The organism is Spiribacter halobius (assembly GCF_020883455.1).
In the GTDB taxonomy this organism is placed as follows: Bacteria; Pseudomonadota; Gammaproteobacteria; order Nitrococcales; family Nitrococcaceae; genus Sediminicurvatus; species Sediminicurvatus halobius.
The window spans coordinates 609,087-631,040 of sequence record NZ_CP086615.1 but is presented as its reverse complement, the minus strand read 5'-3'; the positions used below and the strand labels follow the sequence as shown (position 1 = coordinate 631,040).

The window sequence follows — 21,954 nt, the reverse complement described above, 5'->3', positions numbered from 1 at the left end:
CCGCCGCGCCCACCACGCTGGCCAGCGCGGATCGGCGGGATCGGCGGGCTACAGCCGAGCAGCATAGCGCCACTGGCCGGCATTGCTCACGGATACGCCGCCGCAGGAGCGGGGTGGACGGGCGCCGATACGAAAAAGGGGCCCAACCGGGCCCCTCTGCCATCACGCCCGGGCGGGCGCGGCGATCACTCCAGCAGGCTGCGCAGCATCCAGGCGGTCTTCTCGTGGACCTGCATGCGCCGGGTGAGCAGATCGGCCGTGGGCTCGTCGTTGGCACGGTCCACCACCGGGAACACCTCCCGCGCGGTCCGCACCACGGTCTCCTGATCGGAGACGAGCTGGCGGATCATCTCCTGCGCGTCCGGGTGGCCGGTCTCCTCGGGGATGGAGGTCAGCCGCGAGAACTGCGTGTAACTGCCCGGCGCCGGGGAGCCCAGGGCACGGATGCGCTCGGCGATCTCGTCCACCGCCTCGGCGAGCTCGGTGTACTGCTGCTCGAACATGTCGTGCAGGGTCTGGAACATCGGACCGGTGACGTTCCAGTGGAAGTTGTGGGTCTTGACGTACAGCGAGTAGCTGTCCGCCAGCAGACGCGCGAGACCGCCGGCGATCTCCTCGCGGGCGTTTTCCTCGATGCCGATGTTGATGGCAGGTGCGGCTTCGGCCATTTGAACCTCCTGTCCGAGTGTCTCGGGCCGTCGGCCCGCTGATTGAAACTATTTCAATGTATCATGCCGACCGCCCGATGGCCAGCGGCGGCGTGTGCGGCCGGCAACCGCGCTGCTATCTTTCGCAGGGGATTGCGCTGCCGGACCGCGGCCACGGAAGGAGACATGTTGCCCCGCCTGCGCCTGATCAAGCCACCCAATCCGCTTGGCTTCGCGCTGACCGTCTCGGTGGTCTACGCGGCCGTGTCCCTGGCCTGGATCCTGCTGAGCGACGACTTCATCGCCGCCGTCGCCCGCGATCCGCAGCAGCTGACGCTGCTCTCCAAGATCAAGGGGGTGCTGTTCGTCCTGGCCATGACCATCGGGCTCGGCGTGCTGGTCTACCGCCTTGCCTGTCGCCGCGCCCAGCTCGCCAACGCCCTGCTCGCCGTGCGCGAGGACGGCGTCACCGGACTGCCCAATCGCCGGGTCCTGGAGGAGGCGCTCGCCGACCGCTGCACGCAGACCCACGGGTCCGCGGACGAGTTCGGCCTGATCCTGCTCGACGTCGCCAACCTGACCCGGGTGAACACCGGCCTGGGCCGCTCCGCCGGTGACCGCTTCCTGCGCGCCGTCGGCGAGCGCCTGCACGGTCTCGTGGAGGCCACGGAGCTGGTGGCGCGGCTAGAGGGCGACATCTTCGCCGTGCTGCTGCGTCAGGCGCCCACCGAGGGCCGTGTGCGGGGGCTCGCGGATGCCGTCGCGGCGGCACTCGCCACACCGGTGGAGATCGACGGCGTCGCCCTCGGCGTCGACGCCCACATCGGCCTCGCCCGCGCGCCGGCGGACGGCAACACGCCGGCACAGCTGCTGGATGCGGCCATGCACGGCCTGCAGGCCGGCAAGCGGACGGGCCGGCGCAATACCGTGACCACCGTCAGCGCATACGGGGGCAACGCCCGCGAGCCCCTCGAGCGCGAGGGTGCCCTGCGCAAGGCGGTGCGCCAGGGCGCCCTGGAGGCGTGGCTGCAGCCCGTGGTTTCGCTCGCGAGCGGCCAGGTCACCGGCGCCGAGGCCCTGGTCCGATGGCCACGTACCGACGGTGGCATAACGCCCCCCGGGGAGTTCATCCCGCTGGCCGAGGCCACCGGGCTAATCGGCGACATCACCGCCTTCATGCTCGAGCGGGTCACCGACTGGGGCGCGCGCTGGCACCGTCGACGACATGCGCCGATCACCCTCGGCGTCAACCTGTCCGGACTGGACCTGCAGGGCGATGGCGTGGTGCCGCTGGTGCGCCGCCTGCTCGCCGAGCATCGCCTCCCGGGGCAATTCCTGATGCTGGAGATCACCGAGTCGCGCTTCATGCAGGACCCGCACGGCGCCCGCGACATGCTCGAGGAACTGCGCGCGCTGGGTGTGCGAATCGCCATCGACGACTTCGGCACCGGCTACTCGTCGTTGAGCTACCTGCACCGCCTGCCGCTGGACTGCCTGAAGATCGACCGCAGCTTCGTCCACCAGGCAAGCCGGGTCAGCGGCCGGCGGACCCTGTTCGGGGCCATTGCCAGCCTTGGTCGGGGGCTGGGCCTCACCACGGTGGCCGAAGGTGTGGAGAACCTCGCCGATGCCCGGCTGGCGCGCGATCTCGGCTGCGACGCGCTGCAGGGTTACCTGGTCTCACCGCCGCTGCCTGCCGCGACCTTCGCCGAGCGCTACCTCGGCGATACGCCGGTGGCGGTGCCGGCCATCACCGCCCTCGGTCACACCCCCGCGAGGGTCGCCGGGCGCCATCGCTGACAGTGTCGCGACCCGCTGCCCCCGGCCATGGCAGACTGCGCCCCATGAACTGGTATCGACGCATTTTTCTGGGTGGGCTCATCGGCGCCGTGGTGCTGCTGGCGAGCCAGCTCTTCCCGGGCCAGACACCGGCCCAGTTCGCCGGCCCCGAGGCCTGGCACGCCATGGGGCACGGCATCGTGCGCATCCAGCCAACCGGGGGCGAGCCGCGGGAGCTGCCGGTGCGCATCGCCGACGATGCCCGCGAGCGCGCCCAGGGCATGCAGCACATTCCCGCGGCGGCCATTCGCCAGCACCCGATCTGGTTCGACTTCCCCGAGCCCCGGGTCACCGGCTGGCACATGCGCAATGTCCGGCTCGCGCTGGACATCGCCTACGTCGATGCCGAAGGGGTCGTGATCGGGGTCGAGCGCATGGAACCGGGCGGTACCGGCTACGGCACCGACCGGCCCATCGCCGCGGCCCTGGAGGTCGCCGCGGGTCAGGCCGAGCGCCTCGGCATCCGCCGCGGCACCCGCCTCGAGCTGCTGGAATAGCCCGGATATCTCACCGCTTCACGGCTGCGGGCGCAGACTCCTAGCCCGGATCGCTCACCGATTCGCGGCTGCGGCCGCGGATCTGGCGGGCAGGCCGGCGTTGCGCTCGGCCCGGGTGCTCGACGTACTGTCGAGTACGCCTGCGCGCCCGGACTCTCCCACGCCTTGTCCTGCCCGCCATCTACGCGTCCTCGCTTCGCGAATCGGTGAGCGATCCGGGCTAGCGGAACTGCCGCAGCAGCCCCTGCAGCTCGTCCACCATCTCCACCAGACGGCCCGCCGCGGCGGCGCTCGCCTCGGCCTGATCCGCCGTGGTGCCCACCGCACCGTTCACCCGCTGCACGTTGCGGTTGATCTCCTCCGCCGTGGCCGACTGCTCCTCGGCGGCGGTGGCGATATGCGCGTTCATGTCGTGGATGCGGCCGACGGCGGCCTGCACCGCCTCGAAGGCGCTCACCGCCCGGGTCACCTCGTCCGCCACCGACCGCGCCGAGCGCTCGCCGCGCTCCATCACACCCGTGGCCGCCTTGCTGCCGCCGGTGAGCCGGTCGATGGTCTGCTCGATCTCGCCGGTGGCCTCGCTCACCCGCAGCGCCAGCGCCCGCACCTCCTCGGCCACCACGGCGAAGCCACGCCCGGACTCGCCGGCCCGGGCCGCCTCGATGGCGGCGTTCAGCGCCAGCAGGTTGGTCTGCTGGGCGATCCCGCCGATGACCTCCAGCACCTTGCCGATGGCACGTGCGTCGGCGTCCACCCGGTCCATGGCCTGGGCCGCCTCGTGCACCTCCGCGGCCAGCTGCGTCATCGCCCGACCGGCGCTGGTGACCACGCCATGCCCGGACTCCGCCTCCCGCGCCGCCTGCCCCGCGGCCTCCGAGGCCTCGTTGCCGCTGCGCGCGACCTCCTGGACGGTGGCGGACATCTCGTTCATGGCCGTCGCCACCTGATCGATGTCGTCCCGCTGGCCATCGATGGCGCGCCGGTTGGTGGACGCCGCCTCGCCGGCACCCCGGGCCTCGTCGGCAAGGCTGTCCATCAGCGCCGAGAGCCGGGTCTGCAGGGCGTCGATCCGCGACTCCTGCATCTCCAGGGCGAGCACGGCACAGCCGGCGGCATCCGGCCCACCACCATAGGTCTCGGCACCGACGTCATTGCTGAAGATCGCCCGCGAGCGGGCCTCCAGCCGGGCGTTGCGCCGGGCCTGGCACCAGGGTCCGTACCCGGCCGCCAGCAGCGCCAGGCCCGCGGCGGCACCGCCCGTGGCATAGGCACCGGTGGCGACGCCGGCGCCGGCCGCGACGCCCAGCACCGCGGCAGCAATCCCGGTCACCCAGGGCAGCAGGGCGCGCAGCCGCCCGCCCGGCACGCTCCGGCCCCGGCGCAGCCGCGCGTACAGGCGCTCCGCCCGCGCCTTCTGCTCCGGCGTCGCCTGGCGGCGCACCGACTGGTAGCCGACCTGCTCGCCGGCCTGGAACACCGGCGAGACGAAGGCGCTCACCCAGTAGTGATCGCCGTTCCTGCAGCGGTTCTTGACCACGCCCATCCAGGGCCGGCCGGCCTTCAGCGTGTCCCAGAAATCCTGGTAGACCGACTCCGGCATGTCCGGATGGCGCACCAGGTTGTGCGCCTTGCGCACCAGCTCCTCATGGGCGAAACCGGAGACCCGGCAGAAGGCGTCGTTGGCGCTGGTGATCACGCCCTTCAGGTTGGTGGTGCTGATCAGGCGCTCGTCGGCGCCCACCGGGCATTCGCGCCCGGTAACCGGGAGATTGACGCGCATTGTTGTTGGTCCTCTCGCGCGGGGGAACGGCGCGCTGCCGGCACGCCTCTCGGCGGAGGACGGCCCCCGCCAGCGTTCTATCGGCGCAAGGAGGCAAGGTTTGATGCCCGCATCGCCCGCGAAGTTGATGCCGGTCAACTTCCCGGGCGATGCGCGGGCCGGGCTAGCCCGCATAGCTCACCGATTTGCGGCTGCGGGCGCGGATCTGGCGGGCTAGGCCTCGAAGGCGGGCAGGCGCTTTTCCACCAGCCGCCGGCGCAGGCGGGCGTAGGCGGGGAGTCCGTTGACGTAGGGCGGATAGTCCTCGCCGGCGATCAGCGGGCGCAGGTAGCGCAGACAGGCCTCGGTGACGAAGAAGCCGCTGTCGTCGATGTACTCCGCGGGCATGCTCGCCTCGACGTTGGCGACATCCTCCAGCGCCGCCTCGCCGACCCGCCAGCGGTAGGGCTCGTCGGACTCGCGCACGATGGTGGGCATCACCGCATTGCGCCCGGCGAGCGCCAGCTCCACCGCGGCCCGGCCCATGGCGTAAGCCTGCTCCACGTCCGTCGCCGAGGCGATGTGGCGGGCGGCGCGCTGCAGGTAGTCCGCGATGGCGTAGTGGTACTTGTAGCCGAGCCCCTCCTTCACCATCGCCGCCACCACCGGCGCCACCCCACCGAGCTGCACGTGGCCGAAGGCATCCCGCGAGCCCTGGTCGGAGAGGAAGCCGCCGTCCGCCGTGCGCACCCCCTCGGAGACCACCACCACGCAGTAGCCGAAGCGCTCCACGCTGGCGCGCACCCGCTCGAGGAAGCGCTGCTGCTCGAAGGGCACCTCCGGCAGCAGGATCACATGGGGCGGATCCCCCTCTTCCTCCCGCGCCAGGGCCGAGGCTGCGGCGATCCACCCGGCATGGCGCCCCATGGTCTCGAGGATGAAGACCTTTGTGGAGGTGCGCGCCATGGAGGCGACATCGAGCCCCGCCTCGCGGGTGGCGACGGCGATGTACTTGGCCACGGAGCCGAAGCCCGGGCAGCTGTCGGTGCCCGGCAGGTCGTTGTCCACGGTCTTCGGAATGCCGATGCAGGTAATCGGGTAGCCCAGGTGCTCGCCGAGCCGGGAGACCTTGTGGGCGGTGTCCTGGGAGTCGCCGCCGCCGTTGTAGAAGAAGTAGCCGATGTCGTGGGCGCGGAAGACTTCGATCAGGCGCTCATACTGGGCCCGGTTCTCCTCCAGGCCCTTCAGCTTGTAGCGCGCGGAGCCGAAGGCCCCCGCCGGCGTGTGCCGCAGCGCGGCGATGGTCTCGGCGGATTCCTCGGCGGTATCGATGAGCTCTTCCTGGAGCGCGCCGAGGATGCCGTGAGCCCCGGCGTAGACGGTCCCGATCTCCTGCGGATGCGCCCGCGCGGTCTCGATGACGCCGCAGGCGGTGGCGTTGATGACGGCAGTTACCCCGCCGGACTGGGCATAGAAGGCATTCTTCGGCATCGCTCACTTCCCTCCACGGCTCAGGACCTCGCTCGCGCGGCAGTCTAGCCCGCATCACGCATCGATTCACGACTGCAGCCGCGTCTCTGCCTGGCAGGCAGCCCCCATCGTAGGTCGGCACCCGCCGCAGGCGGATGCCGACATCCGCCGTCTCCCCTGTGCGCGCGCCGGACCGGCAGCTTCTGACGTTGCGAGCCGGGCCGACAGCTTCTGGCGTTTGGAGCCGGGCCGGCGAGCGGTCCCCTCTCCCGGGACACGCCGTAAATCCATCCATGGAGGCTCGAAGGCGACATCCCTGTCGCCTACGGTCCCGGGAGAGGGGACCGCTCAACGACCGCCAGCCGCCGGGGCGTGGCGGGCTGTCTGGGGAGGAAAAGTCGGCACCCGCGCGCGGCGGTTGCCGACCGCCGGCTTCGGTCGCCTCCTCGATCGCGGATCAGCCCGCCACGCTCGCGGGCCGGATCGGGGCCACGCTCGGCGGGACCCTATGCGGCAGGGATGCCGCATCGGAGCGTACAGGGACGTATTCACAGCGTGTCCCGCCGAGCGTGGCCCCGAGCCGGCCTTGGCACCGTGTCCATGCTCGACGGCAGCGCCGCGGGTCAGCCGGACGGCTTCCGAAAATACGCACCGCTCACGCGCTGGCCTGGCGGCGGGGTTCCGCGATCTCCTCCAGCACCGACGCCTCGTAGAGATAGTCGCGGGTGAGCGGGACCGCGGTCTGGTCCCGGGCGAGCTGGAACTGGAACACCACCAGGCCACGCCAGCGAAAGGCCATCTCGCTCACCGCCAGGTAGAACTCCCACATCCGGCAGAAGCGCTCCCCCTTCTCCCGGACAACCTCATCACGCACGCCCTGGAAGCGCCGGAACCACTCCGCGAGGGTATAGGCGTAGTGCAGCCGCAGCACCTCGACGTCGGTGCTGGTGAGGCCCTGCCGCTCCACCGCCGCCATCACCTCCGACATCGCCGGGATATAGCCGCCGGGGAAAATGTAGCGGCGGATCCAGGGATTGGTGATCCCCGGCGGCGTCACCCGGCCGATGGTATGGATCAGTGCCACGCCGCCCGGCGCCAGGTGCTCGTGCACGCCGTTGAAGTAGGTGTCGTAGTAGCGCGTGCCGACATGCTCGAACATGCCGACGCTGACGATGCGGTCGAACGTCTCGGGCACATCGCGGTAGTCCTCGAGGCGGATCTCCACCCGATCCTCGAGCCCGCGCGCGCGCACGCGCTCGCGGGCGACCCGGGCCTGCTCCGCCGACAGCGTCAGCCCGACCACGCGAACCCCGGCCTGCTCGGCCAGCTCGATGGCGAGCCCGCCCCAGCCGCAGCCGATGTCCAGCACACGGTGCCCGGGCTGCAGGCAGAGCTTGCGCCGGATGTGGGCGCGCTTCGCCGCCTGGGCCTGTTCCAGCGTGAGGTCTCGCCGGGGCCAATAGGCACAGGAGTACTGCAGATCGCTGTCCAGGAAGCGCCGGAACAGCGACTCGTCGATATCGTAGTGATGGGCCACGTTGCGCCGGCTCGCCGCGCGCCGGTTCCACTGCTGCAGCGGCCGCAGCAGCGCCTCCAGCCAGCGGTGGCGGCGCCGCGGCAGCTCGGCGGCGAAGTTGCGCAGCAGCAGGTCGAGCAGCGCCCGCAGATCCGGCGTGCTCCACTGCCCGTCCATGTAGGTCTGGCCGAGCATGAACTCCGGATCGGTCACCACGCGCTTGGCGGCACGGCGGTCGTGCAGCCGCAGCTCGGCCTCCGGCGCGCCGCTGCCGAACGTCCGCGTACCGCCGTCGGGAGTCTCCAGGCGCAGCGTTCCCGCGTGTACGCCCTCCTCCAGTACTCGCTCGAGCAGCATGTGCACCTCCGGTTTCGGGTCCGCCGGCCGCGGGTGCCGATGGGCCGGCAAACGGTTACCATGCGTGCGGCCGATCGACGGCCCTACCGGGAAATGTTGGACCGTGCCGGGCATTTTGCAAACGTCATGCCCAGGCCAGCGCCGGAGCGTCCATGCGCCTCGACCTGCTGCTCCGCAGCCTGCTGGACATCGCCCTGCTGCGCGCGGGGCCACAGGATGTGCCCTACTCGCCCGCCCTCGTGGGGCTCACGGCCGCGGTGGCGGCCGCGGTGAGCTATCCGGCCATCAGCACCTTCAGCCCCGGGAGCGACCCGGCGCTGCAGCTGCTGGTATTGATCGGCTTCAACGCCGCCTTTGCCTATGCGGTCCTGCAGCTGCGGGGGCTCGGGGCGCGGTTCGTGCAGACCGCCACGGCGCTGTTCGGCACGGACGCCCTGATCACCGCCGTGGCCCTGCCGCTGCTGCGCCTGTCGGGCGCGCCGGAGAGCGAGGCGCCCGCAGCGGTGCTCGTCTTTATCGGCCTGCTCTTCTGGAACCTGGCGGTGGTCGGCCACATCTTCCGCCATGCCCTGTCCGTCGCCATGGGGGCCGGGGTGATGGTCGCCCTCGCCTACACCTTCGGGGCAACGCTGTTCGTGCGCATGGTGCTCGGCTCGTGAGTCACGTCCATATCCTCGGTATCTGCGGCACCTTCATGGCCGGCGTGGCGCTGCTGGCCCGGGCCTCGGGACACCGCGTCACCGGAGCAGACGCCGGCGTCTACCCGCCCATGAGCACGCTGCTGGCCGACCAGGGCATCGACGTCACCGAGGGCTACGATCCGGCCGCGCTGGAGCCGGCCCCGGACTGTGTGGTGGTGGGCAATGCCCTGTCCCGGGGCAACCCCAGCGTGGAGGCGGTGCTGGAGCGCGACCTGCCGTTCACCTCCGGCCCGCAGTGGCTGGCCGAGCATGTCCTGCGCGGGCGCTGGGTGCTGGCGGTGGCAGGCACCCACGGCAAGACCACCACCGCCAGCCTGCTCGCCTGGCTGCTGGAGGATGCCGGGCTGGCGCCGGGCTTCCTGATTGGCGGGCTGCCGGGCAACTTCGGCGTCTCCGCACGGCTCGGCGAGGGCCCGTTCTTCGTGATCGAGGCGGATGAATACGACAGCGCATTCTTCGACAAGCGCTCCAAGTTCGTGCACTTCCGTCCGCGAACCCTGGTGCTCAACAACCTGGAGTACGATCATGCGGACATCTTCCCCGATCTTGCCGCGATCCAGCGGCAGTTCCATCACCTGGTGCGCACTGTCCCCGGCAGCGGCCAGATCCTCGTGAACGGCGACGATGCCGCCCTGGAAGTGGTGATGGAGATGGGTTGCTGGAGCGTGCAGACGCGCTTCGGCACCGGCGCCGACAACGACTGGCGGCTCGGCGCCGACAACGGGGACTGGCACCTGCAGGACCTGCCCTTCACGCCGCCCCTGCCCGGCGCCCACAATGCCCGCAATACGGCCGCTGCCCTGCTCGCCGCCCGCCACGCCGGCGTCCCCCTGGCGCAGGGCGCCGCCTCGCTGGCCGGGTTTCGCGGCATCCGGCGACGGCTGGAGTCCCGGGGCCGTGCGGCCGGCGTGGAGGTCTTGGACGACTTCGCCCACCACCCCACCGCCATCGCCGCCACCATTGGGGCGCTCGCCGCGGGGCGCAGCGGCCGGCTGCTGGCGGTCCTGGAGCCGCGCTCCAACACCATGCGCCAGGGTGTCCACCGCGGGCAGCTCGCCGACGCCCTGGCCGGCGCCGATCTGGCCTTCGTCCTCGAGCCATCCGGGCTCGACTGGGATCTCGCGGCAGCGCTGGCGCCGCTCGGCGAGCGCGCCCGCACGGCAACCACGGTGGACGCCCTGATTGCCGCCATCGTCCACGAATGCCATGCGGGCGATACCGTTCTGGTGATGAGCAACGGCGGCTTCGAGGGCATCCACGAGCGGCTTCTCGCCGCGCTGCGGACCGGAGGCGCGCAGGCATGAGCGCACCGGTGACGCTTGCCATCACCGGTGCCTCCGGCGGGCGCTATGGCCTGCGCCTGCTGGAATGCCTGCTCGCGGCCGGGCGCCCGGTGTATCTGCTCATCTCCGAGGCCGGGCGGTTGGTGCTGAAGATGGAGGAGGACGTCACCCTCCCCGCCCGCGCCGGCGACATTGCCACGGCCCTCGGGGAGCGCTACGGCGCCCGCGAGGGACAGCTCCAGGTGTTCGGCCCGCGCGCATGGACCGCGCCGGTGGCCTCCGGCTCCGGCGCGCCCCGGCAGATGGTGGTCTGCCCCTGCACCACCGGCACCCTCGGCCGCATCGCCGCGGGCACCAGCGAGGGCCTGATCGAGCGCGCCGCCGACGTGGTGCTCAAGGAGCGCGGCGAGCTCACCCTGGTGGTCCGCGAGACGCCGCTCTCCGAGATCCACCTGGAAAACATGCTCCGCCTGGCCCGCATGGGTGCACTCATCCTCCCGGCCAATCCCGGCTTCTATAATCGTCCGCAGTCCCTGGACGAGCTGGTGGACTTTGTCGTCGCCCGCGTCCTGGACCGCCTCGGCATGCCCCAGACGCTGGCCCCGCGCTGGGGGGACTAGCCCGCATATCTCACCGATTCACGGCTGCGCGCGCGGATCGGTGAGATATGCGGGCTAGTTTTCGCTGGGCCGGTAGCGCGCGATCTCCCCCTCGCGGCCATCGTAGCCGGTCCGGGCCGCGAGATCGGCCAGGGTGGTCCCGGGCTCCGAGGTGTCTGCCACGGCCTCCACGCTCAGGAACAGCGGCCCCGCCTGCAGCCGCTCGCGCTCGACCTGGAGCAGCCACAGCGGGCCCTCGTCGGTGCGTGCCGCGACCCAGGCCCGCAGGACCCTTCGCTCGGCGGGGCCTTCCGGCCGCACCAGCACGGCCTCCGGCAGCCGCCCGGCATGCCAGCGCGGCAGCGGTGGCAGGCGCAGCGCATCGGGCCGCGGGCTCAGCCAGAGCAGCGCCCCCCGCCAGTCCCAGGGCGCCGGCGCCGACCAGCCGGCGGCGGCGAACCCCGCCGGGGCGGCCTCGCCACCAAGCCAGGCGGCCTGGAAAGCGCCCTCGCGCCCGCCCAGTCCCTGGCGACGGGCCGGCATCGCGAGCTCACCGCGCCACCAGGCATCCGCCTCGACACGGGGCGGTCTGCTCTCCCCCGGATAGCTCGCCACGGGATCGGGCCAGCCGCTCAGTGCGGTCAGTGCGGCGCCGCCCAGCAGCCCCACCGTCGCCATGGTCAGCACCCGCCGCCGCAAGGGCGCCGGCACGGAGCGCCCGGCAAGCAGACCCGGCAGCGCCCCCACCACTGTCCCCAGTGCCATCCCCGCCAGCACGTCCAGTGGCCAGTGCACGCCCAGGGCCACGCGGCTCGCGGCCACCGTCAGCACCAGCAGCACTCCGGCGAGGAACGCCAGAACCCGTCCCCGCGCTGCCGGCGCGCCCAGCACCAGCAGCGCCGTCACCACGGCGGCGATGCCCGTCGCGTGGCCGCTGGGAAAGGCGTAGAAGAAGCCCTCGGTGGCCGTCAGGCCGTTGGGGCGCGGCACGGCCAGCAGGGCCTTCATGCCGTAGCCGAGCAGCTTGGCCAGCGCCACGGCGGCGGCCAGCGAGAGCGCCTCGTGCCGCCGGCCGGCGAGCGCGAGCACGGCACTCCCCGCCAGCGTCGCCAGCACGATGGGCAGGGTGCCGCCGAGCTGGGTGACCAGCCACCAGGCGTCACGGGCCGGCAGGCTGCGATAGGCGTCCGCCATGGCGAGCGCCGCCCGCTCCCAGTCCGCCGGCACGGGCCACAGGGCCACGTCCAGGACACAGGCGAGCAGCACCGCCAGCGCCACCCACCAGAAGCGCCCCGGGCGGTGACGCAGGCCGCGCAGGGCTGCGTGACCGGGGCGGAGCAGCAGGCCGGGGATGCCCGCCGGCGGCCGGCGGCCCACGCCCCTTGCGATACGCTGACCACCGAAGCGCAGCGGCCGCTCGGCACGCCGCGCTCCCCAGATAAGTGCCCACAGGCCGGCTCCGGTGAGCAGCAGCAGGGCCACGAGCCGGCCCGCCACCTCCGCGGCGAGGCTCAGGGAGGCCGCGAACACCATGCCCGGGAGCAGGTAGGCCGGTGCCCAGACCAGGGCCGAGGCGACGTTGGCAGCCAGGAACCGCGGCGCCGGCATGCCCAGCATGCCCGCGACGGCGGGAATGATCGGCCGCACCGGACCGACGAAGCGACCGATGATCACGCTCTTGCCGCCGTGACGGAGGAAGAACTGCTCACCCCGGGCGAGCGCCCCCGGGTAGCGGCTAAAAGGCCAGAACCCGCGCAGCCGGTCGCGGTAGTACCAGCCGAGCCAGAAGCTCACGCCGTCGCCGACCACGGCCCCGGCAACCGCCCATGCCACCATCGGCGCCAGCGCCAGCTCGCCGCTGCCGATCACCGCGCCGGCGCCAAACATGAGCACGGCCCCGGGCACGAACAGCCCCACCAGCGCCAGCGACTCCGCGCAGGCGATCAGCGCAACGATCAGGCCAGCCCAGTGCGGATGCGCGCCGATCCAGGCCAGCAACGGCGCCAGGGTGTCCGCCCACTGGCTCATGGCGCAGGGCCCGCGGGGCGGGGCCGGGCCTCAGCGGGGCAGGCCGGCGAACACCCGCTCCGCGGCCTCGAGGGTGTGGTCCAGCGCGACCCGGTCGTGGGCAGTGGAGACGAAGCCGGCCTCGAAGGCGGAGGGGGCGAGGTAGACGCCGGCCTCGAGCATGCCGTGGAAGAAGTGCCGGAAGCGCTCGGCATCGGCCGCGGCGACATCGTCGAAGCCGGTGACGGGATCGGTTTCCGTGAAGAACAGCCCGAACATGGTGCCCGCCTGATGGGTGCTGAGCGGGATGCCGGCGGCCTCCGCCCGCGCCCGCAGCCCCTCCACCAGCTCCCGGGTGGCCGCCTCGGCGGCGGCATGGGCACCCTCGCGCCCGAGCACGTCGAGGGTGGCGATGCCGCTCGCCATGGCCAGCGGGTTTCCGGACAGGGTGCCCGCCTGATAGACTGGCCCGGTGGGCGCCAGATGGTCCATGACCTCCGCCCGGCCACCCAGCGCCCCCACGGGCAGTCCGCCGCCGATGACCTTGCCGAGGCAGGTGAGGTCCGGGCGCACCCCGAAGCGCTCCTGCGCCCCGCCGAGGGAGACGCGGAACCCGGTCATCACCTCGTCGAATACCAGCAGCGCGCCGCTGGCGTCGCACAGCTCCCGCAGGCCCTCGAGGAAGCCCGGCACGGGGGGTATGCAGTTCATGTTGCCGGAGACCGGCTCCACCAGGACCGCGGCGAGCTCGTCGCCGTACTCCCGGAAGACCTCGCGCACGGCCTCGAGGTCGTTGTAGGGGGCGGTGACGGTGGTCTCCGTCACCGCCGCCGGCACACCGGGCGAGCCCGGGATACCCAGGGTCAGCACGCCGGAGCCGGCCTGCACCAGCAGCGCGTCCACGTGACCGTGGTAGTTGCCCTGGAACTTGAGAATCCGGTCGCGGCCGGTATAGCCGCGGGCCAGGCGCACCGCGCTCATGCAGGCCTCGGTGCCGGAGTTGACCATGCGGATGCGCTCGATGGAGGGCATGAGCCCCTTCACCGAACGGGCCAGCACGTTCTCCAGCTCGCTCGGCGCACCGAAGCTCGTGCCCAGCGCCGCGGTCTCCTGGATCGCCCGCACCACCTCGGGGTGCGCGTGGCCCACCGCCAGCGGGCCGTAGGAGAGGACGTAGTCGACGTAGCGCCTGCCGTCCACGTCCTCCAGCCAGGCGCCCTCGCCGCGCCGGAAGAACACCGGCGTACCGCCGACGGAGCGGAAGGCGCGCACGGCAGAGTTCACGCCGCCGACGAGATGCTGCCGGGCTTCGGTGAAGAGCTGTTCGGAGCGGGTGGGCATAAGGCCTTCAGAGTTCAAAGTTCACGGTTCAAGGTTCAAGGTTCAAGGTCGGGAAGCGGCGCCGTAACGTCCTTGCTTTGAGGGTCGGCATTGCCGCCGGCCCGACCGCTGGGTCCGATGATACACTCCCGCACAGGCTACCGATTCGCTCGCGATCGACGCTACGCCACCTGCTCCTCTCCCCTGGAAGGTCATTGCCAGTCGCCGTAGCCGGCGTGTCGGCAAGCGCGAAGCGCTCGCCGACACGCCGGCAGGCGAATCCCTATGCCGCGCTTCGCGCGGCCGTCGGCGAGCGCTTCGCGCTTGCCGACCTACGGCTGCCTAAACCCGGAGCTCGAAACTGGCGGCTAGCCGCCGCGCCGCCGCCTCGACGTCGTCCGCCCCGAACACCGCCCGGATCACTGCGGCGGCATCAGCGCCGGCGCGGGCGACCTCGGCGATATTGCCGGCATCGATGCCGCCGATGGCCACCAGCGGCAGCTGAGTGAAGGCGCGCGCCTCGCGGAAGAGGCCCAGTGGGGCGCGCACGGCGTCCGGCTTGGTGGCGGAGGGGAAGACGCTGCCGAAGGCGAGATAGTCCGCCCCGGCCGCGGCGAGCCGCCGGGCGCGTTCGAGATCGTCGTAGCAGGAGACGCCGATGATGGCCTCGCCCCCGAGCCGCGCCCGGGCGGCGGCGAGCTCGGCATCGTCACGGCCCACGTGCACCCCGTCGGCGCCGACGGCCGCGGCGAACTCGATGTCGTCATTGACGATGAAGCAGGCCCCGGCCTGACGGCAAAGCGCCGCAAGGGCCGCGGCCTCCTTCCGCCGCCGGGCATGGTCCGCGGACTTGTCCCGATACTGCACCACCCGCGCCCCACCCCGCACCGCCGCCGCCACCGCATCCACCAGCCGTTCGGGAGGCTGGAGGGCGGAGTCGGTGATGGCGTACAGGCCTCGGATGGGGGAGGTCATCGTCGGGAATCACCCGGCTAAAGCAGTCGCACGCTTCAACGTCGCCGACCTGAACCGCCGGCCTGAGTGCAAAGTTCCAAGTTCAAGGTTCAAAGTCCGCACCGGCCACCGTCGTTGGCAAGGCGCGTTACGGTGTCCGGTGTGTCGTGGTCTTTGAACTTTGAACTTGGAACTTTGAACTAAATGATCGAGACCGGACGCAGCCAAAGCCGCGTCAGATCTCGATCATTTCGAAGTCCGACTTGCTCGCCCCGCACTCCGGGCAGACGAAATCGTCGGGGATGTCTTCCCAGCGCGTGCCCGGGGCTATGCCCTCCTCGGGGAGGCCTTCCTCCTCCTCGTAGATCCAGCCGCAGACCACACACATCCAGGACCGGTATTCCATCCCCTCGTCTCCCGTCTCGGGTTTGCCACGAAGGCGCCTACCCTAATCCCTCGGCGGGGGCGAGGAAAGCGGCCATCAGAGGAGGGCGAGGGCCACGCCGCCGGCGGCCACGCAGACGAGGGCGGCAAGCGCCGGCCACTTCCACTGTGCGAGGACGCCGTCGGCGCGGGACTGCTGCGCCGCGGCGGCGCCACCGCGGCCACGGGGACGGGCAGGCGCCTGGGCGCTACGGGCTGCAGCGGGGGCCGGCGAGGCCGTCGGTGGCGCCGCCGCGGAGACCGGCGTCGCCGCGCGGCGGCGCTCCTCAACCCGCTGATCCACGGCGAGCTGCATCATCAGGGTCTCGGCCTCCTGGTCGGACACCTCGGGGGCGGAATCCGCCGCCCGCGCCTCCGCCTCACGCCGGGCGGCCCGCTGCTGCGGCGTCAGCGACTCGTCCGCCTCGGCCATCAGGAACTCGTCGGAGAAGTCGCTGCCGGCGCCGAGGGACTGGCTGCCCCAGCCGGCTTCGGGATCCACCTCGACGCGTTGCTCGCCGCGGATGGTAGCGCCGCTCTGGCCGTCGGCCGCGGCGGTGCCGGCCGCGGCCAGCTGCCGCGTGAGCTCCCCCCGGCGGGCCTCGGACATCTTCAGCGCCCGCTTCAGCCGGGCGATCAGGCGGCGGCGCTCCTCCTCGGCGAGCTGATGGCGCTCCTCGAGCTGCTCGTAGGCGCGCTCCACCTGATGGCGCTCCTCGCGCTCCTGCTCCAGGCGCCGCTGCAGATCGCTGAGCTCGTGGTCGAGCCGCTCCACCTCCTCCTCGGCGGTCCGCCAGGCAGCCCGGGCGGCCTCCTGGAAGCCCTTCATCTCCTCCTGGTTGCGGGCCTCGGCATAGCGCTCGACGTCATCCAGGCGCTGGCGCAGCTCCTGGTAGCGGCGCTGGGCGTGCTCGGCATCCGCGCGCGCGGCCTTGAGCTCGCCCTTGAGATAGGCCACCTGCTCCTCGGCCCGACGGCGACGCCCGGCCTCCGCCGCCTGGACGCGCACGGCCTCGTCCTCGGCGCGCTGGCGCGAGGCCTCGAGCTCGCCACGGTAGTAGGCCGCGACCTCCTCCAGGCGTAGCTGGGTCTTCTCCAGATCCGCCTGGAGACGCTCGGTAAGGCTGTCCGGGGCCGCGCGACGCTCGCTCATCGTCGCTAACGGTAGCCGCCGCACTCGAGATCGACGTCGTGCATGGCCGCCGGCAGCCGCACGACATCGGTGTCGATGCCGCCATCGGCGTCGAGATGCAGCCAGCGGTAGCCCGGGGGACGGTCGTCCACAGCGAACTCGCGCGAGCCGGGGCGGAACTGCAGCCCGGTGGAGGGGGTGGCCAGCAGGCGCACGCCCCGCCGCTCGTCGTCGAAGGACTGATGCACATGGCCCCACACGACGCCGCGCACCTGCGGATGGCGGTCGAGGACGCGGAACAGCGCCTCGCCGTTGTCGACGCCTATGCCGTCGATCCACTCGCAGCCCATCGCCACCGGATGGTGGTGCAGGCAGACCAGCGCGTGCCGCTCCGGCTCGGCGACGAGGCAGCGGTCCAGGGCGTCCAGCTCGGCGGCGGTGAGGTGCCCGCCGGCGCCATTGCCGGTAAAGGTGTTCAGGGTGATGAGCTGCCAGTTGCCGAGGACGGCGTTGCGGGCCCAGGTCACCCGGCCGTGGGCGTAGAGGCGCTGCAGCATGGCCGGGGCGTCGTGGTTGCCCGGCATCACCAGACCGCGCACGCCGAACTCCTCCAGGCGCTGCTTGAGCCGGCGATAGGCCGCCTCGGACCCGTCGTGCACGAGATCGCCTGTGTGCAGCAGGACATCCGCCGGTGCCTCGGCCCACCGCAGATGCTCCAGCACCGCCTGGGTCGTGGCCTCGGTATCGACGCCGGCGAGCTGCGCGCGGGTGTCCGCGAACAGATGAGTGTCGGTGATCTGGAGCAGGCGCAGCTGGGTTCGGGTGCCCGCTGCGCTTACCTGATGGGGGGAGTGGTCGCCGCTCATCGCTCCGCCATGGCCTGGGGTTGTGCCCGAAGTATGGGCGGGCTCCCGGGCGCATTTCTGCCGCGGCGGTCACAAGTTGCCGGCGGCATCGGCGTTGCCGAGCCAGGAGTCTGCGCCGCAGAACGTCTCCCGGCTGCGGCGCAGACTCATAGCCGCGATACGGCAAGCCCGCGCGCGCAAGGCGCGCGGGCGGGCGCCGATCAGAAGCTGATGCGCACGCCGGCGTAGAGCCCGTCGTCGAAGCTGCGGTCGTCGCCGAAGCGGCGGCCGTCGTAGTCGAGCTCGACGTCCCGGTAGCCGATATAGGCGCTCGCCGTGCGCAGCACGCGATACTCCGCGCGCAGGGCGAGCTCCTGGTAGCCGTCGATGTCGCTGGCGGAAGTCGCCCCAGGGGCGAAGTAGGCGTGGCCGCCGATGCCGAAGCGATTGAAGGTCGGCCACGTGTAGAGGAACTTGCCGCCGATGGCCAGCGCCCCGCCGTCGGCGTCGCGCTCGTCGTCGTTCACCGCCACCACCTTGCCGCCGACGCCGAGCTCCAGGGCGCCGCGCGTGGGATTGGCGTCATCCACCAGATGCAGCTCCGCCTCCAGGATATCGCCGTCATCCTCGTGGTGGAGCCAGCCGCCGCCCACTTCCAGGCCCTCGGGGGCGAGCGGCTGGATGAAGGAGAGCTTGGCGGCATCGCCGCTCAGATTGAAGTCGATGGACGTGGCCGCTGCCGGCCCGGCAGTCACGCCGAGGGCGAGCGGGATCAGGGCGAGTTGACGCAGCCGCATGCAGGGCCTCCTTCCGGTGTCCGTGGTCGCGCAGCAGCGCATGATACGCGTTCTCTCCCTGGCACGGGAGCGGCGTGCAGGCCCCCCGCCGGCGGCGTCACTGCCGTGGCGGCGCACCATCCTGGAACAGCGAAGGGTCGAGCCGCGCCAGCAGGCGCTCCAGCGCTGACACCCGTGCGGAGAGGGATTCGATCTCGCGCTGCTGGGCGGCCAGGCTCTGATCCAGCTGCTCCAGATCCTGACTCTGGAAGGCCACGCGGCCCTCCAGTCGCTCGAGGCGCTCGTCTTGCTCCTCCATCGCACTCCTCCTCCCCGCCCCCCGGGCGGGTTTGACCTGGATCAATAACCCCGGGCGGCCCGGCACCGAGAATGCGCGACAGGGAAACCGGCTCCTGCCGCCCCGTTCGCCAGGCCATCACCGGAACGAAGATCATGGATATGACGCCTGCCTACAACGATCGCGTAGTGCGCCAGTTCACCGTCATGACGGTGGTCTGGGGCATCGTCGGCATGCTGGTCGGCGTGCTCATCGCCGCCCAGCTGCTGTTCCCCGCGCTGAACTTCGATCTGCCGTGGCTGACCTACAGCCGCCTGCGACCACTGCACACCAACGCGGTGATCTTCGCCTTCGGCGGCTCAGCCCTGTTCGCCACCTCCTACTACGTGGTGCAGCGCACCTCCGGGGTGCGGCTGATCAGCGACCGTCTCGCCGCCTTCACCTTCTGGGGCTGGCAGGCGGTCATCGTCGGCGCCGTGATCACCCTGCCGCTCGGCATCACCCAGAGCAAGGAGTACGCCGAGCTGGAGTGGCCGCTGGACCTGCTGATCACCGCGGTGTGGGTGGCCTACGCGGTGGTGTTCTTCGGCACCATCGTGCGGCGCCGGATCAAGCATATCTTCGTCGCCAACTGGTTCTACGGCGCCTTCATCGTCGCCGTGGCGATGCTGCACATCGTCAACAACCTGGCGATTCCGGTCTCGGCCACCAAGTCCTACCCGATCTATGCCGGCGCCGTCGACGCCATGGTGCAGTGGTGGTACGGCCACAACGCCGTGGGTTTCTTCCTCACCGCCGGCTTCCTCGGGATGATGTACTACTTCGTGCCCAAGCAGGCCGGGCGCCCGATCTACAGCTACCGGCTGTCGGTGGTGCACTTCTGGGCGCTGATCTCGGTGTACATGTGGGCCGGGCCGCATCACCTGCACTGGACCTCGCTGCCGGAGTGGGCCCAGTCCCTCGGCATGGTGTTCTCGCTGATCCTGCTGGCGCCGTCCTGGGGCGGCATGATCAACGGCATCATGACCCTCAACGGGGCCTGGCATAAGCTGCGCGACGACCCGATCATCCGCTTCCTCGTGGTGAGCCTGTCGTTCTACGGCATGTCCACCTTCGAGGGGCCGATGATGTCCATCCGCACCGTCAACGCCCTCTCCCACTACACCGACTGGACCATCGGCCATGTCCACTCCGGGGCGCTGGGCTGGGTGGCGTTCATCACCATCGGCTCGATCTACATGCTGGTGCCGCGGCTCTGGAACCGCGAGCAGATGTACAGCGTGCCGGCGATCAACCTCCACTTCTGGGTCTCCACCATCGGCGTGGTGCTCTACATCGCCTCGATGTGGATCGCCGGCGTCATGCAGGGGCTCATGTGGCGGGCGGTCAACGAGGACGGCACGCTCACCTACAGCTTCATCGAGTCCATCGCCGCCACCTACCCCTATTACGCCGTGCGCCTGCTCGGCGGGGTCCTGTTCTTCGCCGGCATGCTGATCATGGGCTGGAACGTCTGGCGCACCATCCGCCCGCTGGCCGAGCGCGCCCCAGCAGCCGCCGCCGCGGCCCAGAGCGCCTGAGGAGATCACCGCCATGTCCCATGAAATCGTCGAGAAGAACGTCGGCCTGATGGGGGTGCTGATCTTCATCGTCATCAGCATCGGCGGGCTGGTGGAGATCGTGCCGCTGCTGTTCGCCAACCAGACGACCCAGCCGCTGAAGGGCGTCGAGCCCTACCCGGCCATCGAGTTCGCCGGGCGCGACGTCTACGTCAGCGAGGGCTGCTACAACTGCCACTCCCAGCAGATCCGTCCGTTCCGCGCCGAGACCGAGCGCTACGGCGACTACTCCCGCGCCGGCGAGTTCGTCTACGACCGGCCGTTCCAGTGGGGCTCCAAGCGCACCGGGCCGGACCTGGCCCGGGTGGGCGGCCGCTACACCGACCAGTGGCACTACGTGCACCTGATGAACCCGCGGGACGTGGTGCCGCAGTCCAACATGCCCGCCTACCCCTGGCTCGCCGAGCGCACGGTGGACGGCGATGCCCTGGCGGGACGCATGGCCGCCCAGCGCGACCGGCTCGGCGTGCCCTACAGCGATGAGGACATCCAGGCCGCACGGGAGCTCGAGGACGTCACCGAGATGGAGGCGCTCATCGCCTACCTGCAGGGGCTCGGCCAGTACGGGGAGGGGCAGTGATGCTGAGCGGGATCATGACCGGACTACTGATGCTGATCTTCCTCGGCATCGTCATCTGGGCCTACAGCGGCCGCCGGCGGCGGGACTTCGAGGAGGCCGCTCGGCTGCCCCTCGAGGACGAGCCCCCGGCGTCGCGCCAGAACAGGGATGAGCAGTCATGAGCATCTTCTGGAGCAGCTTCATCATCGTCCTCACCCTCGGCAACATCGCCGCGTGCTGGTGGCTGATCCGCTGGACCGCCAGGCCGCGCGTGGGCGAGGCCGCCGCCGAGGAGACCACCGGGCACGCCTGGGACGGCATCACCGAGTACAACCGACCCATGCCGCGCTGGTGGCTGTGGCTGTTCTACGGCTCCATCGTCGTGGCGCTCATCTACCTGCTGCTCATGCCCGGCCTCGGCAGCTTCGACGGCCTGCTCGGCTGGAGCCAGTACGAACGCTACGAGGCCGAGGTCGCCGCCGCGGAGGAGCGCCTCGCACCGCTCTATGCGGGGTACGCGGCGACGCCGATCCCCGCGCTGGCGGAGAACGACGACGCCATGGCCACCGCCGGGCGGCTGTTCGCCAACAACTGCGCCACCTGCCACGGCTCCGACGGCCGCGGCGCGCGGGGCTACCCCAATCTGGCGGACACCGCCTGGCAGTGGGGCGGCGCGCCGGAGGACATCCGTCACACCCTGCTCAACGGCCGTCAGGCCGTGATGCCTGCGTTCGGCGCCCAGCTCGACGAATCCGCCATCGAGGCCACCGCCGCCTACGTCTACAGCCTGAATGGGCGCGAGGCGCCGGATCACCTGATCCGCCGCGGCGAGCGCCACTACCAGCAGCTCTGCATCGGCTGCCACGGGGCCAACGGCCAGGGCAACCCGCAGGTGGGCGCGCCCAATCTCACCGATGACTACTGGCTCTACGGCGGCTCCCTCGCCACCATCGAGGAGACCCTGCACCAGGGCCGTCAGGGGCAGATGCCGGCCTTCGCCGAGACCCTGGGCGAGGACCGCGTGCACCTGGTCTCGGCCTACGTCTACCGCCTCTCCGGGGGCGAGGAGGCGCGTGATGGCAATCGCGGCGAATGACCGGCAGGCCAGCCGCCTGTGGCTGCTGGGCGCGGTGCTCTGGCCGGGGTTTCTGGCAGCGGGCGTGGCCAGCCTGCTGTTCTTCTCCGGCATCGACCCCGAGACCCTGCGCCTGCAGACCCTGCCGGAGTGGGAGATCGGCCGCACGGCCGGCTACAGCATCGGATTCCTGATGTTCTGGGCGGTGGCGTCCGCCTCCAGCGCGCTCACCGTGCTGCTGGTACGCCCGCCGGAAAGCCGCCCGGGAGGCGATTGAG

At 71.3% G+C, this 21,954-nt stretch carries 22 protein-coding genes; 10 read left to right on the top strand and 12 right to left on the bottom strand.

Going from position 1 to position 21,954, the window contains the following annotated elements; all coding sequences use genetic code 11:
• Window positions 1–185: 185 nt before the first annotated feature.
• The gene (locus LMH63_RS02890) at window positions 186–668 is read right to left on the bottom strand and encodes a Dps family protein (RefSeq protein ID WP_109679071.1); all 483 of its coding nucleotides are present in this window, start codon (window positions 666–668) and stop codon (window positions 186–188) included.
• Between the two features lie 165 nt (window positions 669–833).
• Here LMH63_RS02890 and LMH63_RS02885 point away from each other — a divergent pair, with 165 nt between their 5' ends.
• Window positions 834–2,447: a putative bifunctional diguanylate cyclase/phosphodiesterase gene (locus tag LMH63_RS02885; protein ID WP_158280398.1), complete on the top strand. Its 1,614-nt coding sequence runs from the start codon at window positions 834–836 to the stop codon at window positions 2,445–2,447.
• A gap of 44 nt (window positions 2,448–2,491) precedes the next feature.
• Window positions 2,492–2,983, top strand: coding sequence for a DUF192 domain-containing protein (locus LMH63_RS02880; protein WP_109679069.1), 492 nt, complete (start codon window positions 2,492–2,494; stop codon window positions 2,981–2,983).
• A 220-nt stretch (window positions 2,984–3,203) separates the two neighbouring features.
• Here LMH63_RS02880 and LMH63_RS02875 read toward each other — a convergent pair whose 3' ends face one another.
• The 3 genes from LMH63_RS02875 to LMH63_RS02865 form a co-directional block, all read right to left on the bottom strand.
• Entirely contained in the window at window positions 3,204–4,763 is a 1,560-nt protein-coding gene (locus LMH63_RS02875) for a methyl-accepting chemotaxis protein (protein ID WP_158280397.1), read from the bottom strand.
• A 213-nt stretch (window positions 4,764–4,976) separates the two neighbouring features.
• Window positions 4,977–6,233: a 6-phosphofructokinase gene (locus LMH63_RS02870; protein WP_109679067.1), complete on the bottom strand. Its 1,257-nt coding sequence runs from the start codon at window positions 6,231–6,233 to the stop codon at window positions 4,977–4,979.
• 634 nt (window positions 6,234–6,867) lie between these two features.
• Window positions 6,868–8,082 (bottom strand): SAM-dependent methyltransferase, encoded by a 1,215-nt coding sequence (locus tag LMH63_RS02865; RefSeq protein WP_109679092.1) that lies wholly within the window; start codon window positions 8,080–8,082, stop codon window positions 6,868–6,870.
• Window positions 8,083–8,237: 155 nt separating this feature from the next.
• Between LMH63_RS02865 and LMH63_RS02860 the strand changes: the two genes are divergently transcribed.
• The 3 genes from LMH63_RS02860 to LMH63_RS02850 are packed head-to-tail and all read left to right on the top strand — an operon-like array spanning window position 8,238 to window position 10,689.
• Entirely contained in the window at window positions 8,238–8,744 is a 507-nt protein-coding gene (locus tag LMH63_RS02860; protein ID WP_229332704.1) for a hypothetical protein, read from the top strand.
• Window positions 8,741–10,090: a UDP-N-acetylmuramate:L-alanyl-gamma-D-glutamyl-meso-diaminopimelate ligase gene (gene mpl / locus LMH63_RS02855; protein ID WP_229332703.1), complete on the top strand. Its 1,350-nt coding sequence runs from the start codon at window positions 8,741–8,743 to the stop codon at window positions 10,088–10,090. Before LMH63_RS02860 ends, mpl begins: the two co-directional genes overlap by 4 nt.
• Complete coding sequence (locus LMH63_RS02850; protein WP_109679065.1) at window positions 10,087–10,689, top strand: flavin prenyltransferase UbiX; 603 nt, start codon at window positions 10,087–10,089, stop codon at window positions 10,687–10,689. Before mpl ends, LMH63_RS02850 begins: the two co-directional genes overlap by 4 nt.
• A gap of 54 nt (window positions 10,690–10,743) precedes the next feature.
• Here the strand turns inward: LMH63_RS02850 and LMH63_RS02845 are convergent, their stop codons facing one another.
• The 8 genes from LMH63_RS02845 to LMH63_RS02810 all read right to left on the bottom strand — a co-directional run bounded on the left by LMH63_RS02845 (window position 10,744) and on the right by LMH63_RS02810 (window position 18,444).
• On the bottom strand, window positions 10,744–12,696 hold the full coding sequence (locus LMH63_RS02845; RefSeq protein ID WP_109679064.1) for a phosphatase PAP2 family protein: 1,953 nt from the start codon (window positions 12,694–12,696) through the stop codon (window positions 10,744–10,746).
• A gap of 30 nt (window positions 12,697–12,726) precedes the next feature.
• Window positions 12,727–14,016, bottom strand: coding sequence for a glutamate-1-semialdehyde 2,1-aminomutase (gene hemL, locus LMH63_RS02840; RefSeq protein ID WP_109679063.1), 1,290 nt, complete (start codon window positions 14,014–14,016; stop codon window positions 12,727–12,729).
• Window positions 14,017–14,337: 321 nt separating this feature from the next.
• A complete protein-coding gene (thiE, locus tag LMH63_RS02835) occupies window positions 14,338–14,970 on the bottom strand; it encodes a thiamine phosphate synthase (protein WP_109679062.1) in 633 nt (210 codons plus the stop codon).
• Between the two features lie 214 nt (window positions 14,971–15,184).
• Entirely contained in the window at window positions 15,185–15,355 is a 171-nt protein-coding gene (locus tag LMH63_RS02830) for a rubredoxin (protein ID WP_109679061.1), read from the bottom strand.
• A 75-nt stretch (window positions 15,356–15,430) separates the two neighbouring features.
• On the bottom strand, window positions 15,431–16,525 hold the full coding sequence (locus LMH63_RS02825) for a hypothetical protein (RefSeq protein WP_109679060.1): 1,095 nt from the start codon (window positions 16,523–16,525) through the stop codon (window positions 15,431–15,433).
• 5 nt (window positions 16,526–16,530) lie between these two features.
• Window positions 16,531–17,370, bottom strand: a complete 840-nt coding sequence (gene cpdA / locus LMH63_RS02820; RefSeq protein ID WP_109679059.1) for a 3',5'-cyclic-AMP phosphodiesterase — start codon at window positions 17,368–17,370, stop codon at window positions 16,531–16,533.
• Between the two features lie 200 nt (window positions 17,371–17,570).
• Window positions 17,571–18,146, bottom strand: coding sequence for a YfaZ family outer membrane protein (locus LMH63_RS02815; RefSeq protein WP_158280396.1), 576 nt, complete (start codon window positions 18,144–18,146; stop codon window positions 17,571–17,573).
• A 97-nt stretch (window positions 18,147–18,243) separates the two neighbouring features.
• On the bottom strand, window positions 18,244–18,444 hold the full coding sequence (locus LMH63_RS02810) for a SlyX family protein (protein WP_109679057.1): 201 nt from the start codon (window positions 18,442–18,444) through the stop codon (window positions 18,244–18,246).
• 134 nt (window positions 18,445–18,578) lie between these two features.
• Between LMH63_RS02810 and ccoN the strand changes: the two genes are divergently transcribed.
• From ccoN to LMH63_RS02785, 5 genes are read left to right on the top strand one after another with little or no spacing between them, the layout of a single operon-like run.
• The gene (ccoN, locus tag LMH63_RS02805) at window positions 18,579–20,003 is read left to right on the top strand and encodes a cytochrome-c oxidase, cbb3-type subunit I (protein WP_109679091.1); all 1,425 of its coding nucleotides are present in this window, start codon (window positions 18,579–18,581) and stop codon (window positions 20,001–20,003) included.
• Between the two features lie 13 nt (window positions 20,004–20,016).
• Window positions 20,017–20,622: a cytochrome-c oxidase, cbb3-type subunit II gene (gene ccoO, locus LMH63_RS02800; RefSeq protein WP_109679056.1), complete on the top strand. Its 606-nt coding sequence runs from the start codon at window positions 20,017–20,019 to the stop codon at window positions 20,620–20,622.
• A complete protein-coding gene (locus tag LMH63_RS02795) occupies window positions 20,622–20,783 on the top strand; it encodes a cbb3-type cytochrome oxidase subunit 3 (protein WP_109679055.1) in 162 nt (53 codons plus the stop codon). Before ccoO ends, LMH63_RS02795 begins: the two co-directional genes overlap by 1 nt.
• Window positions 20,780–21,697, top strand: a complete 918-nt coding sequence (ccoP, locus tag LMH63_RS02790) for a cytochrome-c oxidase, cbb3-type subunit III (protein ID WP_109679054.1) — start codon at window positions 20,780–20,782, stop codon at window positions 21,695–21,697. Before LMH63_RS02795 ends, ccoP begins: the two co-directional genes overlap by 4 nt.
• Window positions 21,678–21,953: a hypothetical protein gene (locus LMH63_RS02785; protein WP_109679053.1), complete on the top strand. Its 276-nt coding sequence runs from the start codon at window positions 21,678–21,680 to the stop codon at window positions 21,951–21,953. The genes ccoP and LMH63_RS02785 overlap by 20 nt, the downstream gene beginning before the upstream one ends.
• The last annotated feature ends 1 nt before the right edge of the window (window position 21,954 follow it).

Bases quoted from the DNA above. Each gene is read 5' to 3' on its own strand.
- LMH63_RS02890 (WP_109679071.1), bottom strand. From the start codon at position 668: ATGGCCGAAGCCGCACCTGCCATCAACATCGGCATCGAGGAAAACGCC.
- LMH63_RS02885 (WP_158280398.1), top strand. From the start codon at position 834: ATGTTGCCCCGCCTGCGCCTGATCAAGCCACCCAATCCGCTTGGCTTC.
- LMH63_RS02880 (WP_109679069.1), top strand. From the start codon at position 2,492: ATGAACTGGTATCGACGCATTTTTCTGGGTGGGCTCATCGGCGCCGTG.
- LMH63_RS02875 (WP_158280397.1), bottom strand. From the start codon at position 4,763: ATGCGCGTCAATCTCCCGGTTACCGGGCGCGAATGCCCGGTGGGCGCC.
- LMH63_RS02870 (WP_109679067.1), bottom strand. From the start codon at position 6,233: ATGCCGAAGAATGCCTTCTATGCCCAGTCCGGCGGGGTAACTGCCGTC.
- LMH63_RS02860 (WP_229332704.1), top strand. From the start codon at position 8,238: ATGCGCCTCGACCTGCTGCTCCGCAGCCTGCTGGACATCGCCCTGCTG.
- LMH63_RS02850 (WP_109679065.1), top strand. From the start codon at position 10,087: ATGAGCGCACCGGTGACGCTTGCCATCACCGGTGCCTCCGGCGGGCGC.
- LMH63_RS02845 (WP_109679064.1), bottom strand. From the start codon at position 12,696: ATGAGCCAGTGGGCGGACACCCTGGCGCCGTTGCTGGCCTGGATCGGC.
- hemL (WP_109679063.1), bottom strand. From the start codon at position 14,016: ATGCCCACCCGCTCCGAACAGCTCTTCACCGAAGCCCGGCAGCATCTC.
- thiE (WP_109679062.1), bottom strand. From the start codon at position 14,970: ATGACCTCCCCCATCCGAGGCCTGTACGCCATCACCGACTCCGCCCTC.
- LMH63_RS02830 (WP_109679061.1), bottom strand. From the start codon at position 15,355: ATGGAATACCGGTCCTGGATGTGTGTGGTCTGCGGCTGGATCTACGAG.
- LMH63_RS02825 (WP_109679060.1), bottom strand. From the start codon at position 16,525: ATGAGCGAGCGTCGCGCGGCCCCGGACAGCCTTACCGAGCGTCTCCAG.
- cpdA (WP_109679059.1), bottom strand. From the start codon at position 17,370: ATGAGCGGCGACCACTCCCCCCATCAGGTAAGCGCAGCGGGCACCCGA.
- LMH63_RS02815 (WP_158280396.1), bottom strand. From the start codon at position 18,146: ATGCGGCTGCGTCAACTCGCCCTGATCCCGCTCGCCCTCGGCGTGACT.
- LMH63_RS02810 (WP_109679057.1), bottom strand. From the start codon at position 18,444: ATGGAGGAGCAAGACGAGCGCCTCGAGCGACTGGAGGGCCGCGTGGCC.
- ccoN (WP_109679091.1), top strand. From the start codon at position 18,579: ATGGATATGACGCCTGCCTACAACGATCGCGTAGTGCGCCAGTTCACC.
- ccoO (WP_109679056.1), top strand. From the start codon at position 20,017: ATGTCCCATGAAATCGTCGAGAAGAACGTCGGCCTGATGGGGGTGCTG.
- LMH63_RS02795 (WP_109679055.1), top strand. From the start codon at position 20,622: ATGCTGAGCGGGATCATGACCGGACTACTGATGCTGATCTTCCTCGGC.
- ccoP (WP_109679054.1), top strand. From the start codon at position 20,780: ATGAGCATCTTCTGGAGCAGCTTCATCATCGTCCTCACCCTCGGCAAC.
- LMH63_RS02785 (WP_109679053.1), top strand. From the start codon at position 21,678: ATGGCAATCGCGGCGAATGACCGGCAGGCCAGCCGCCTGTGGCTGCTG.